General features: G+C 70.8%; 8 protein-coding genes. 5 read left to right on the top strand and 3 right to left on the bottom strand.

Going from position 1 to position 12,650, the window contains the following annotated elements; genetic code table 11:
• Window positions 1-105 precede the first annotated feature (105 nt).
• From IG98_RS0107990 to IG98_RS0107975, 3 genes are all read left to right on the top strand, one after another.
• Window positions 106-1,323: a hypothetical protein gene (locus IG98_RS0107990; RefSeq protein ID WP_030907844.1), complete on the top strand. Its 1,218-nt coding sequence runs from the start codon at window positions 106-108 to the stop codon at window positions 1,321-1,323.
• Entirely contained in the window at window positions 1,313-2,680 is a 1,368-nt protein-coding gene (locus IG98_RS53170; protein WP_245651441.1) for a hypothetical protein, read from the top strand. The genes IG98_RS0107990 and IG98_RS53170 overlap by 11 nt, the downstream gene beginning before the upstream one ends.
• 107 nt (window positions 2,681-2,787) lie before the next feature.
• Window positions 2,788-6,114 (top strand): coiled-coil domain-containing protein, encoded by a 3,327-nt coding sequence (locus IG98_RS0107975; protein WP_245651440.1) that lies wholly within the window; start codon window positions 2,788-2,790, stop codon window positions 6,112-6,114.
• A gap of 94 nt (window positions 6,115-6,208) precedes the next feature.
• On the opposite strand, the gene IG98_RS0107970 is transcribed toward IG98_RS0107975, so the two are convergent.
• Entirely contained in the window at window positions 6,209-7,027 is an 819-nt protein-coding gene (locus IG98_RS0107970; RefSeq protein WP_030907838.1) for an alanyl-tRNA editing protein, read from the bottom strand.
• Between the two features lie 92 nt (window positions 7,028-7,119).
• Window positions 7,120-7,923, bottom strand: coding sequence for a DUF3050 domain-containing protein (locus IG98_RS0107965; protein WP_030907834.1), 804 nt, complete (start codon window positions 7,921-7,923; stop codon window positions 7,120-7,122).
• A gap of 364 nt (window positions 7,924-8,287) precedes the next feature.
• Between IG98_RS0107965 and IG98_RS0107960 the strand changes: the two genes are divergently transcribed.
• A complete protein-coding gene (locus IG98_RS0107960; RefSeq protein ID WP_169750091.1) occupies window positions 8,288-9,079 on the top strand; it encodes a carboxypeptidase-like regulatory domain-containing protein in 792 nt (263 codons plus the stop codon).
• 31 nt (window positions 9,080-9,110) lie between these two features.
• On the opposite strand, the gene IG98_RS54220 is transcribed toward IG98_RS0107960, so the two are convergent.
• Window positions 9,111-9,245, bottom strand: coding sequence for a hypothetical protein (locus tag IG98_RS54220; protein WP_281178450.1), 135 nt, complete (start codon window positions 9,243-9,245; stop codon window positions 9,111-9,113).
• 832 nt (window positions 9,246-10,077) lie between these two features.
• Between IG98_RS54220 and helR the strand changes: the two genes are divergently transcribed.
• The gene (helR, locus tag IG98_RS0107950; RefSeq protein WP_245651493.1) at window positions 10,078-12,216 is read left to right on the top strand and encodes an RNA polymerase recycling motor ATPase HelR; all 2,139 of its coding nucleotides are present in this window, start codon (window positions 10,078-10,080) and stop codon (window positions 12,214-12,216) included.
• Window positions 12,217-12,650 lie beyond the last annotated feature (434 nt).

The following is a 12,650-nucleotide window of genomic DNA, read 5'->3' as shown; positions in this document are numbered from 1 at the left end:
ACCGGCCGCCAGAAGGTCGGTGCGAGGGCTGCGATCAGCCGTCCCACCTGTGCTTTCCGCTGATGCGGGTCGGGGATGTCGGATGCAAGCCTTACGGTAGGGCGCGTGCCAGAGACGAACCATGAGCTCACGCTCGACTCGGCCCTCACCGAGGAGGCCGTGCTCTCGACCTATCGCCGCATGTTCGCGGCGCTCGCTCGCGACAGCGGCGCGGTGGTGGACGACCCCGCGCTGGTCGACATCGCCGAGACCCTGTTCGCGGCGTTCGCCGAGGCCGGCGAGGAGTGGCTGACCCACGAGCAGATGCGCCACGTCTGCCGGGCCTATCCGCTCGACCGGTTCGAGAACCGGCTCCGGGTCCTGCGGGGCCTCGGCGCGATCCGCGAGGTGTTTCCCAAGCCCAACCAGCTCCGCTACCGCGCGTCGTTCACCAGCGTGGTGGGGCTGATGTTCATCCGCCGGATGATGGACGACGGCGGCCAGTCGGAGATGCACCGGCTGCTCGCGCTCGAAGACCTCAACGTGGCCGATCCCCGCACGACGATGGAGGAGGCCCGCACCAGCGCGCAGAACCTCTCGCGCGCCTTCCGGCTCTGGGCCCTGGAGCTGATCACGCTGACCGGCGGCACCATCGAGGAGTTGCGCGAGCAGGCGCCCAAGCTGTGGGGCACCGAGGAGATCGCCCGGCGGGCGCAGAACCTGCACGGCACCATCCTCACCCGCTGGCCCGACCTCGACCGCACCTGTACCGAACTGCGCGCCGCGATCTACTCCTACAGCGACGCCTCGCGCCGCGCCGCCGGGCGCCTGGCCGACTCCGCGGGTACGACGAGGAACCTGACACTGCTCCCCGCGGAGCTCTGGCGCACCTTCGCGCAGACCGCGAGCAAGGAGCGGCTGGCCTCGGTGCTCGACGGCTTCGTCTTCGACGCCCCCGCCCCCTGGCACGACCCTGCGGCGATCGTCAGGGCCGTGGACGAGAGCCCCCGCCCGGCACCCGCCCAGCCCACTCCCCCGCGCTCGGCCCTGCCCGACACCGGCCCCTCCGACACCCACGCCCCTGCCACCGACGGCCTCGACCACCTGACCGTCGTGGCCGAGGCCGCCCTCGCCGGGCGCTCCACCGCCCGGCTGGAGGAGCTGCTCACCGCCGACGGCGAGTGGGTCTCCGCCCGTCGCCTGCTGGCCGACCTCGTCTCGGCCGACCTGCGCCCCGACTCCCCCTATCGCCTGCGCTGGTCCGACGGCCTCACCGCCGCCCCTGGCGCCGAGCCCGCCTGGCTCTCCCACGGCCGCCTGGAAAGGACCGGCGGTGTCGGCTGATCCGCGACACGTGCCGGCGCCGGCGACCGAACCGGCGAGCACCCGCTCCGAGACACCCGAGCACTCGATGACGACCGGGGAAGCCGACACCGAGACGTACCCGCGGCCCCCGGAGACCGGGCCCGAGCCGTCCGCGACGGCACACGTCCGGGCCAGGTCGGGCGGACCTCTCGCGCTCCGTGCCGGGCAGGCGGCTCCGGCGGGGATGGCTCGGCTGGGGCGCGGTGACGGGACGGGCCTGGCGCTGCCGGTCTGGCCCGACGGGGCGACCCCCTCGCTCCTGGAGGAGTACCAGGTCGCGCCGGTCCCGGTGGAACGATCCGGCGAGACCCGGCGGGTGCTGGCAGCGGCGCTGCGATGCTGCTGGAGCGACCTGACCGCCGACCCGTGGCCCGGCACCCCCGCCTCGGTGGACGACGTGCTGTCGACGTACCGTGCCCTGATCGGGCGCGGCGACGATCTGATGCGCAACTGGGCGATCGGCGCGCTGCGCCGCCTGCACGATTCGGCCTGGCTGGAGGTCGCGGACGGGTTCGTCCGGCTCGGCCCCCGGTGCGCGTCCTGGCCCCCCGCGTCCCATGCCCAACTGCGGGAGCTGATGCGCCGCCTGCCCACCGCGGAGGAGACCCCGGGCGGCACGGAGGTGCTCCCGGTCGTCGACGACCGTCTTGACGGTGCCCCTGAGAACGCCGAGGCGGGAGCGAGCGTCACAATCCCCGACGAGGTGGACACCGATCTGCTCGGCCCGTTCGACGAGCGTCGCAGGGCCGAGATCGTGGCGGCGTTCATGGCGGTGGAGCACGCGGCCGAGCCGGTGCACGAGGCCCGCTTCTCCGCTCTGCGCGACCCGGTACTGCGCCGCACGCTCACCGAGATGCTGGAGCGCCGCGGCCGGGTCCTGATCCATGACCGCGAGTCGTGGATCTCCGGCTACGCGGCCGAGACACTCGCCACGGGCACGGCTTCGGGAACGGGCACGGTGTCGCAGGCGGGCTCGGTGCTGGACGAGGCCGAGCGGGCGGTGCTGGTGCTGGTGCTGATCCACTCGGTGGCGATTCCCAGGGCCGACGGCCTGCTGCCCACCGACAGCTGGCTCTCGCCGTTCCCGGCCCAGATCGACGAGTTGCGGCGACACACCAAGCTGCCGATCGGCGAGCTGGAGGCCGCGCTGCGCACCCTGCGTCACGCGGGCCTGGTGACCCAGGTGAAGGCCGGCGAGGAGGCCGGTGGGTACGTGCCGGGACCGCAGTTCCACCGGCTGACCTCGCAGGCCAGGCGGCGCCTGCAGGAGGAACTGATCCTCGCGGCGGGGCCGCACACCCCGCTGGCCGCGGCCGTACGGGCCAACCGGCGGTGAGCGAAAGTGGAACGATCACACCACGCGATGAGTCGACCCCGGTGCGGAGTACCGAGGACGCGGTGCTCCCGGTATCGGGAACGGGATGGAAGAAAGGAACGACGGGGTTGACCGACCAGCGGAACCAGGCCGCGAAGAGTTCACGGGGGAACCGCGGAGGCGCCGCCGACACCGGAACGGGCGCAGCCGTCCAGGCCGAAGCCGGGAACGCCCGCACCGGGAACACCTCGGCCAGGGGCGGCCGAGGTGCGAACGCTCGGACCGGAGACGTGCCGGCCAAGGGCGGTCGGGCCGCGCCCCCTCCGGCCGGAGACGTGCCGGCCGGAGGGAACCGGGCCGAGGCCTCTGTCGGGACACAGGCGAGTCTGGTCCCCGTGGAGATCCGTGCCACCGCTCCGACCGAGAACGTGGTGGGTGACCGGGTGCTGGTCGCCGTGCAGCCGGTCAACATCTCCCGGCTCTCGACCCACCCGGTGCCGACCGTGCCGGGCACGCTGATCGTGGTCGCGGGCGCCGGTCCGAAGGACTCCAACGGCGCGGGCAAGTCGTCGTTCATCGCGATGATCACAGCGCTGCTCGGAGACGAACAGTGGCGTTTCGCCTCGGGCGCCAAGTCGGTGTCGGAGCTGCTGTTCAACGCCGAGCTCGCCGCGGGCGGGGGTGGCCGGACCTGGGCCAGCGCCGACCACGGCTACATCGTCGGTGTCTTCGCACCGACCGGTTCCGTGCACACGAGCTCTCCGAACACAGGCTCTCCGAACACGGACTCCGCGGACCCCGGCCTTCCAGACCCCGGCCTCCCGGACGGCACCTCTCCGGACAGTGATCCGGCGCGCACCGGTTCCCTGGGCGACGCGGTGACCGTGTGGCTGCGGGTCAACCAGGAGGCCCCGCACCTGGAGATCAGGTGGGCCCCGGGAGTGCACCTGGCGTCGGCGGCCTCGGAGGCGGAGCGGGTGACGCGGGCCGACGCGCTGTGGGCGGCGCTGCCCCGCTCGGCGGGACGACGTGACGTGGTGGCGCGCGACCTGACCAGGTTCCTGTACGGCGACCGGGTCAGGTGCGTGTCGTTCCTGTCCACCTCGGTACGGAGCAAGGTCGCCACCAACCTGCTCTCCCAGCCGCTCAACGAGATCTCCCCGGAGCGGGTCTTCGAGGCGATCGCCGCGCTGACCGGCCTGGACGCCGAGCTCGACCAGGAGCGGGAGGCCCGCCGCGACGAGCACGCCAGGCGAGTGCGCGCGACGCGGGCCATGGAGCTGCTGCGGGAGTTCGAGGACGAGTCCCGTACGCTCCTGGAGACCTTCGACCGGCGCGACCGGGCCCGCGTCCGGCTGGCCGAGGCGATGCGCCGCTGGCGGGGACGGCTGGCGCGCAGGCTCACCGACGCGGGGCAGCGGGACGAGGCGCTGGCGGTGGAGCTGGAGCGGGCCGGCGCGGCGGCCGAGCGTGCCACGGAGGCGATCGGCGAGATCAGGGCGGAGATCGCCACGCTCAAGGACGACACGCTGGAGCGCGGCCTGGCCGAGGCTCGCAGGGAGCTGACCACCCTGCAGGCACGCGCCGCGAAGCTGGACGCCGACCGGGCGGTGGCGGAGAACTCGGTGGACGACCTGCGCGGCTGGATTCCCGGGCTTGAGGAACAGCGCCGCCTGGCCGACGGACGCGACGTGGCGGCGGCGGGCGCGGAGCTGGCCGAGGCCAGGACGCGGTTGACCGAGGTGCTGAAGGCGCTGGGCGTGGCCGACCGCGAGGTCGAAGGGGCGAAAGCCGCACTGGACGACGCCGAGGGCGGACCGGCAGCGGCCCAGCTCAACGCGCTCGCCGAGGCGAATGTCGGAGCGACCGGCCTGCTCGACGCGATCGACGTCGCCGAGCAGGCCCGTGAGGACGAGGCCGGGCGCAAAGCACCCGCGCTGGGATCTCGTGGGTGGCCGCACGAGCACGCGGTGATCGTCGACGCGGCCGATCTGGAGGCCGCGGCGCGGGCGTTGAGCGCACTGCCCGGCTCGGTGCTGGTCAGCGCGGCGGGAGTCACCGTCGTGGGGTCGTTCGAGGTGGCCGTCACCGGCAGGGAGGCCCGGATCAAGGCCGCCGAGCAGCGGCTGCACCGGGCGCGCGACACCCAGGAGAGCGCCGCGGCGGCCGTGCGGGCCGCCGAGGACGCCGTGGCCGAGGCGGGCAGGCGGCTTGAGGGAGCCAAGGCGTCGGTGCAACTGGCCGACATCGAACGGCGGCTGGCCGAGCGGCGGAGCGCGCTCGGTGAGCTGATCGAGGCACTGGCCGAGGTCGCGCCGAAGGTGGGTGAGGCCGAGCGCCGGGCGAGCACCCTGGACTTCCGTGCCCGTACCAGGAGCATGGAGGTCGAGCGCCTGGAGGGCCGCAGGGCCAGGCACGAGTCCGACCGAGACCAGGCCACCGGGCAGGCGGCGAGAATCACCGCCGACCGTGAGGCGCTCAGGCTCGACGCGCTGGCCGGCGACTGGGGCGGCCCCCTCGACGGTGCCCGCGAGTGGCTGGGTGCCCTGGACGAGCAGGAACGCCCGCTGACGGCCGAGGAGTGGTGGCGGGCCGCCGAACGCAGCCTGGACGAGGCGCTGCGCGACACCTTCCCCGGCGAGGACGAGGAGATGCCCGAGGAACTGCGCTTCCTGGTCCGGGAGCGGACCGCGCCCGGCGCCGGGCGCACCGTCCGCGAGCAGGCGACGTTCCCCGGCGTGTGCTCGGCGCTCGCCTCCTACCTGCGCGGCCAGGAGGAGTACGAACGGCACCGGCGCCGCCAGATCGAGACGCAGATCACCACCCGGCAGCGTGACCTGACGGCCGCCGCCAAGGGTGCCGAGGAGGCCGCGCAGTCCACCGCCGTGCACCGGGCCGCGCTGACCGCCGCGATCAAGGTGCGGCTGACCCGGGTGGCCGAGGAGTTCGACAAGCTCGACACCTCCTACGGAGGCTACGGCGCGACACTGGAGTTCCCCGTACCGCCCGCGCCCGCCGACCCCGAGCAGCGCTGGGCGTGGCGGGTGACGCCCAAGTGGCGCAGGGGTGAGGGGCAGGGGTTCGTGCCGTACAACCGGCGGGCCAACACCGCGTTGATGGACGAGAAGGCGGTGAAACTGGTCTGCGCGGCGGCGATCGCGTCCTCCGGTGGCGGGCACCTGTGCCTGGTCCTCGACGAGCTGGGCCGCAACCTCGGCAAGGAGCATCGCAGGGAGGCCGTGGCACTGTTCCGCCGGATCGGCGAGACGTACGGGATCACGGTGATCGGCGCGCTCCAGGACGACATGGAGCCCTACGCCGTCGACGCCTGCGGCCAGTACGTCAAGCTGCGCCGCTCCTCCGACGCCATGCCGTACAACGAGCCACCGGTCGTCATCGGCCACGACCAGAACGCCGAGCGGGTGCGCGCCCTGGCTGCCGCGGTGAGCAGGTGAGCGGGGAAGACCAATGAGCGGAAGGACCGGTGAGCGGGGTGAGCCGATGTTCACCGGTCCGGTGTGACCGCGGGCCGGCCTCTTCCTCGTGCCGCTACGCGGGAGGGCTCACGACGCTGCGCATCGTGAGCTCCGCGTCCTGGAGGGAGAGGGAGACCCGTACGGAACCCAGTTCGGAGGTCCGCGAGACATGCGTCCCGCCGCAGGGGATGCGCGCCTCACCTTCGGGCAGCGAACAGTGCCACATCCGCCGCGCGGACAGGGACGGGGACGGGCTGTCCACCGTGATCGGCGCGTCGGCCGCGATCCACGCGCCGAGCCGGTCGTCGATCCGCCGGGTGAGCTCGGCGAGGTCGAGGCCCTCGGCGTCGAACCCCTTCCTCCGCAGCGACTTGCCCAGGCGGTAGACGTCGTCGCTGCCGTGTTCCACGATCCGTGACGTGGTGATCGCCGCCTGGTCGAAGTCGGGCCTGCCGAGTGAGTCGGGCGTCACCTCCTTGCGCCACCGGTCGGCCAGCGCCGCGTTGAGAGCCAGGGCGGCGAGGTGGCACGCGCTGTGCCCCGCGGAGAGCGCCGACCGGTACGTCTCGTCGACGGCCAGCTCGGCGTCCCCGGCGATCGGCTCCTTCAGCACGTGGACCACGAGCCATTCCCAGCCGTCGGCGCCGCGGCGTACCGGAATCTCCTTCCCCAGGTAGAGCCGCTCACCGTCCGACGCGCCGGTCACGCAGTCGACGACCGGCAGCCCGTTCACGGTTCCCCGGTCGGCGGGCTGGTCGGGCCAGGTGTGGTCCAGGGGATGGAACGGTGTCTGGGCCGTCACCACGCCGTAGCCGCCGTCCAGCGGTGTGGCCGAGAGCACCCGCGAAACCCCGTGGACGCCGCCGCGTGGATAGGTGACCTGTGTGTCCATAGCTGATCTTTGCTTCCCATCGTTCCATGTCAATCCGCAAGCGACCGAGAGGACCGCGCCGAACACGATCCCCTCGCTCCGGACTTCGCCGATCAGGCGGTCCTCGCGGCAGCGGTGCCGGACGCTATACCGTCCCATAGGGTATGGCGCGCCTCCAGCGCCACCCGCAGCGTGGTCGCGCAGTCGTTCCACTTCCGCCGGTCGTCCCCGCAGAGATCGACCAGCATCTGCATGGCCATCGGCGTGTGCTGCTCGCCGTCGACCTCGATGTGGCGGGAGAGGTAGTCGCGGAACTTCTCCAGAGCCTCCGCGTGCCGGTCCGTCCGCAGCACACGGTCGAACATCTCCGGGATGAGGTCCTCCCTGCCGAAGGCGAAGGTCGCCGCCTGGGCGTGCGGGGGAGCGGACTCGATGATCTCCCAGGTGGTCCTGACGAAGTCGGCGGACGCCGGTGGCACCCCGGGGAGCTCCAGTCCTCGATGGACCGTTCCACCGTCTCTCAGGTGGCCGACGAACGACTCGATGGGCCGCACGTCGGCACCCGCCTGCCGCATCCCCTCGACGTACAGCTCGAAGTGGCTGATGTGGCCCTCCCCGAGTTCGTCGCTCTCCTCCACGAGCACGATCTCGTTGATCAGGCGCCGACTCGTCCGGGGCCCCTGCGGGACCCAGGGGACCCGCACGCAGGTGAGCTGCCGCTGCAGGTTCTTCAGCAACGACATGAAGTCCCAGACCGCGAAGACATGGTGTTCCATGAAGACGACCACGTCGTCGAGCTCGTTCAGCGAGTTGTAGACGTCGTGGGCGAGGATCTTCTCCCGGATCGGTTCGATGGTTCTTTGCAGCTCGTGGAGACCGGGGTGGGAAACGCTCCACTTGTAGCGCGATTCCGACATGTTGCGACTCCTTAGTGAACGGGGAAACACTCGTCGTGTTTCCACGACGTCGGCGTGTCGTACTCCAGGAGATCCGCCTCGGTGAGCCATTCCTCGTGGCGGGCCGGCTCACTCCGTTTGAGCAGCCGAAGGCACGAGGTTAGGCGTTCGCCGAGGATCCGCGGATGGAAATCGTCGGACTCGAAGGCCGCGAGTGCCTCGCGCGGGGGGCTCGGGCAGCGGATCGAGGGCCTCCGGGCGGGGAGTGGAACGCCAAGGAGAGCCGGAGTACGGCGAAAATCCCTCCTCGGGCACTCGTATGTCAAAGGTCGTCGGACCGCCCGTTCCAAGTCGATTGCAAGATCGTGCATCTAGTGTGACCGGCGTGCGAGAAGTGATCGTCGTGGGTGTTCTCATCGCGGCCCTGAGCGGCTGCGCGATCGAAGGCGGGGAGCGGATGACGGGTACGGTTGACGCCGGGCGGGAGACCACCGCGGAGCGGCAGGCCGGGGCGGGGCAGTTGGAGGCCGGGGTGCTCAAGGGGCGGGTCGTCGACGCGGCGGGCAGGCCCGTCGCGGGCGCGGAGATCGTCGCCGACAACCAACTGCTGTACAACAGCAACCTGGTCGTGGCGACGGACAAGGACGGCCGCTACCGGGTGAGCACCGACGTGGCCGCGGCCACGTTCCGGGTGACCGGCACCGTTACCCGCCGCTTCGAGGACCGTGCCTACACGATGGAGCTGACCCCCCACGACGACGCCCCCTTCGCGGGTTCGGACGGCGCGATCCGCGACTTCACCTGGCGGCTCACCGGTGAGCGGTCCGACGGGCTGGGCTTCTACGGCAGCATGGTCCTCTTCCATCTGGAGTCCTACGACCCGCAGAGACCGGAGGCCTTCCTGCAGGACGAGGACGTCACGCTCACCCTGACCCCGCAGGGACCGCTGATCGACGGCTCGGCCGGTGAGGTCATCACCCGCCGGGCCGAGCGCGGCGGCGACGGCCCAGGGGTGCTGGACGTGCCCATCGGCCGCTACCGGATCACCGCCGAGCATCTCGGGCGACCTCTGAAGATCCGGATCCGCGACACCGGTGAGTACGGCGAGGCGGTCGTCACCGGCTTCGAGCGCTTCCTGAACACCGTCCACCGCATCCAACTCGACCTCAAGCCCTAGTGACCACGTCCTGGCGGGAGGGGTGACCCGCTCACCGGTCGCCGTCTCCGGCCCAGTGGATCGTGCTCCATACGGCGCCGCACTGGCAGCGTTTCAGCTCGACCAGCTCGCTCTTTTCGTTCATGGTCAGGCCGTGGTCGAGACGGACGTGAACGTGTGCACTCATGGTGGATCGACTTCCGATTGATCATTCGATGCCCCGGCCAGACGCCGGGCGCCGACACTCCGGCGCCCACCGGGCGAAGGCCGGCCGACGAGATGGGCCGGACGGGGGGCCTTTCTTACTGTCTACTTGAAGTAAGGACCGGTTGATACGGCTCCCGCGATGTTTTACCCGAGGTCAAGGCCTCACCCGCACGGGAGGCGCGAATAGGACGGGGTTCACGTCACGGTAAAGGATCGGCATGGTGAGCCTTGGGCCGGCCTCCTCTGAAGAGGGTCAGGAACCTCGCGTTTCCCGGCTGCATCCGTAGGCTCACGGAGATCCTGCTGAACCGATGGCACCGCCGTACGCGGCGCGCCACCGCTTCGCGAGGAGGCCGTCCGTCCACGGCGGACGATGAGGGGAAAGGGGAACACCCACGCCTTTCCACTTTCAACGTATAACGCACCGGGGGGCTTGCGGCAAGCCCCGGGTCGTGCCGCAGAATCGTCGGCCGAGGCCAGAACCTGCGGAAACGGGGACCGCGAAGTGCGTGTGTCGTTGTGGAGGTATGGGTCACGCGGGGTGTCGAACCACCGATGGGACTCACGGTGCGGTTGCGGGCACCCGGCGCGGAGGTGCGGGTGTGCGCGCCGCCGGACGAGGAGTTCGCTGAGCTGCCGGCCGGTGTCGGCGTGCCCCCGGTGCCGGTCGGCCCGCCGACGGGCCCGATGGTGCGACCGTCGTCGGCACGATCTCTCATTCTCATTTTTAGCAGAGTCCAGCCGCGCTCATGAGCGCCGAAATTTGGATCTAAGGTTGCGAACCTCAGATCGGAGCCAATGACGTGAACCCAATGACCACCAGCGCGTTCGACCTTCCCGACCACCTCTCCCCCAAGGCCGACCCGAGGCTGATCGCCGGCGACGAGCAGCACTTCGTGGCCATTGCGCAGAGCCTTGAGCAGTCGATCGCCGACCTGTCCGACCGCCTCGACGCCGAGCGCAGGGCGCCCGGCGGCGTAGGCCGGCAGGCGATGGACCGGGACCTGCAGATCCACCGGCTGACCGCTCGCCTGCGCACACTGCGTCGCTTCGGCTTGGATCTGTGCCTCGGACACATGGTCGGCGCGGACAACCCCGAGCCCGTGTACGTCGGACGACTTGGCCTCACCGACAGCGCGGGCCGCAGGCTGCTGGTCGACTGGCGCTCCCCCGTGGCCGAGCCGTTCTTCGGAGCCACCCACGCCAACCCGATGGGGCTGGCAAGCCGTCGCAGGTATCGCTGGACCCGCGGCCGGATCAGCGACTACTGGGACGAGGTGTTCACCTCCGACGGGTTCGAAGGACACGCCGCGCTCGACGACCAGTCCGCCTTCATCGCCAGCCTGGGCGGCAACCGGTCACCCCGGATGCGAGACGTGCTCGCCACCATCCAGGCCGACCAGGACGCCATCATCCGCGCGGGATCGCGCGGCGCCCTCGTCGTCGACGGCGGTCCCGGCACGGGGAAGACCGTCGTCGCTCTGCACCGCTCCGCCTACCTCCTCTACTCCGACCCCCGTCTCGGTCACCACCGGGGTGGCGTGCTGTTCGTCGGCCCGCACCAGCCCTACCTGGCCTATGTCGCCGACGTCCTCCCCAGCCTCGGAGAGGAGGGCGTGCAGACCTGCACCCTGCGAGACCTCGTCGCCGAGGGAGCCGAGGCCGCGATCGAGACCGACCCGGACGTGGCCCGACTGAAGTCGTCCGCGAACCTGACGAAGGCGATCGAGCCGGCCGTCAGGTTCTACGAGAACCCGCCCGCCAAGGGGATGACGGTCACGACCCAGTGGTCCGACATCTGGCTGAGCGCCGACGACTGGGCAGAGGCGTTCGAAACACCGGACCCCGGTACCCCGCACAACGAGGCGCGTGACCAGATCTGGGAGGCACTGCTCACGATCCTGGCGGACAAGCACGAGGGCGAGGTGCAGGCCGATCTGCTCCGCAGGTCGCTGCTGCAGGACAGGGAGCTGCTCATCACCTTCAACCGCGCATGGCCGCTGATCGAAGCGGCCGACCTCGTCGGAGACCTGTGGTCGGTACCCGCCTACCTGCGCAAGTGCGCTCCCTGGCTCAGCTCCGATGACGTACTGAGGTTGCAGCGCGCGGACGCCCAGGCCTGGACGGTGTCCGATCTGCCGCTCCTGGACGCGGCACGGCAGCGCCTCGGCGATCCGGAGGCGTCGCGACGCAACCGCCGCCAGGAAGCCGCTCTCGCCGCCCAACGCGAGCGCATGGCCCAGGTCGTCGACGCCCTGATCGAGGCCGATGACGACGGCGAAGGCCTCGTGACGCAGCTGCGCCGAGAGGACCTCCAGCGAAATCTGATCGACGAGTCCGAGCTGCCCACCCTCGACCCGGACCTGCTCGCCGGCCCGTTCGCGCACATCGTCGTGGACGAGGCCCAGGAACTGACCGACGCGGAGTGGCAGATGTTGCTGCTTCGCTGCCCCTCCCGGAGCTTCACCATCGTCGGGGACCGTGCCCAGGCCAGGCACGGGTTCACCGAGTCGTGGCAGGAACGGCTGGAGCGGGTCGGGATCGACCGGACCAACCTGGCCTCCCTGAGCATCAACTACCGGACGCCGGAAGAGATCATGGCGGAAGCCGAGCCGGTCATCCGGGCCGTGCTCCCGGACGCCAACGTGCCGACGTCCATCCGCAGCAGCGACGTCCCCGTCGTACACGGATCCGCTTCGGATCTGGGCTCGATCCTCGACACCTGGCTCGCCGCGCATGCCGACGGGATCGCCTGCGTCATCGGCGATCCCACGTTCCGGGCGACGCCCCGCGTCCGGTCGCTGACCCCGGAGTTGTCGAAGGGGCTCGAATTCGACCTGGTCGTCCTCGTCGACCCGGAGGCGTTCGGCAACGGCATCGAAGGAGCGGTCGACCGCTATGTCGCGATGACCAGGGCGACCCAGCGACTCGTCATCCTCACGAGCTCCTGACGTCGGCCGGAACGAACGCCTGCTCCCGGCCGAGTCGGTGACACCGCCGGGCAGGACGGGTGAGCGCCCGCACGCCCGGCGGTGACCGGCAGGTCAAGCGCGTACCGCGCCGTCGAAGTTGACGAGTCCATCCGGCTGTGGGACGCTGAAGGCGGCACCGAGGTTGACGCTCATAGTAAGTGTGGACATTCGTTTCCAATTTGCGTTATGCTGCTCCCTCGCACTGCCTCTCGACGCCCCGGATTCTGCCGGGGCGTTTGGCGTGCGCGCAGTTCGATTCCATCCGTGCCCTCCGGAAGGACATCTGTTGGCAGTCTCGCGCAACGTCTCCGCCATACCCGCCGGTCCCCGTCGTGTGTCTTTCGCACGAATTCAGGAGCCGCTCGAAGTTCCTGATCTTCTCGCTCTTCAGACCGAGTCCTTCGACTGGTTGC

This window comes from Streptosporangium amethystogenes (genome assembly GCF_000721075.1).
GTDB classification, from domain to species: domain Bacteria; phylum Actinomycetota; class Actinomycetes; order Streptosporangiales; family Streptosporangiaceae; genus Streptosporangium; species Streptosporangium amethystogenes.
Note: the sequence above shows the minus strand (reverse complement) of the source record. Positions and strands in the feature narration are given on the sequence as shown.

Excerpts from the sequence above, each read along its gene's own strand:
- IG98_RS54220 (WP_281178450.1), bottom strand. The coding sequence starts at position 9,245 with ATGAGTGCACACGTTCACGTCCGTCTCGACCACGGCCTGACCATGAAC.
- IG98_RS0107970 (WP_030907838.1), bottom strand. The coding sequence starts at position 7,027 with ATGGACACACAGGTCACCTATCCACGCGGCGGCGTCCACGGGGTTTCG.
- helR (WP_245651493.1), top strand. The coding sequence starts at position 10,078 with ATGACCACCAGCGCGTTCGACCTTCCCGACCACCTCTCCCCCAAGGCC.
- IG98_RS0107965 (WP_030907834.1), bottom strand. The coding sequence starts at position 7,923 with ATGTCGGAATCGCGCTACAAGTGGAGCGTTTCCCACCCCGGTCTCCAC.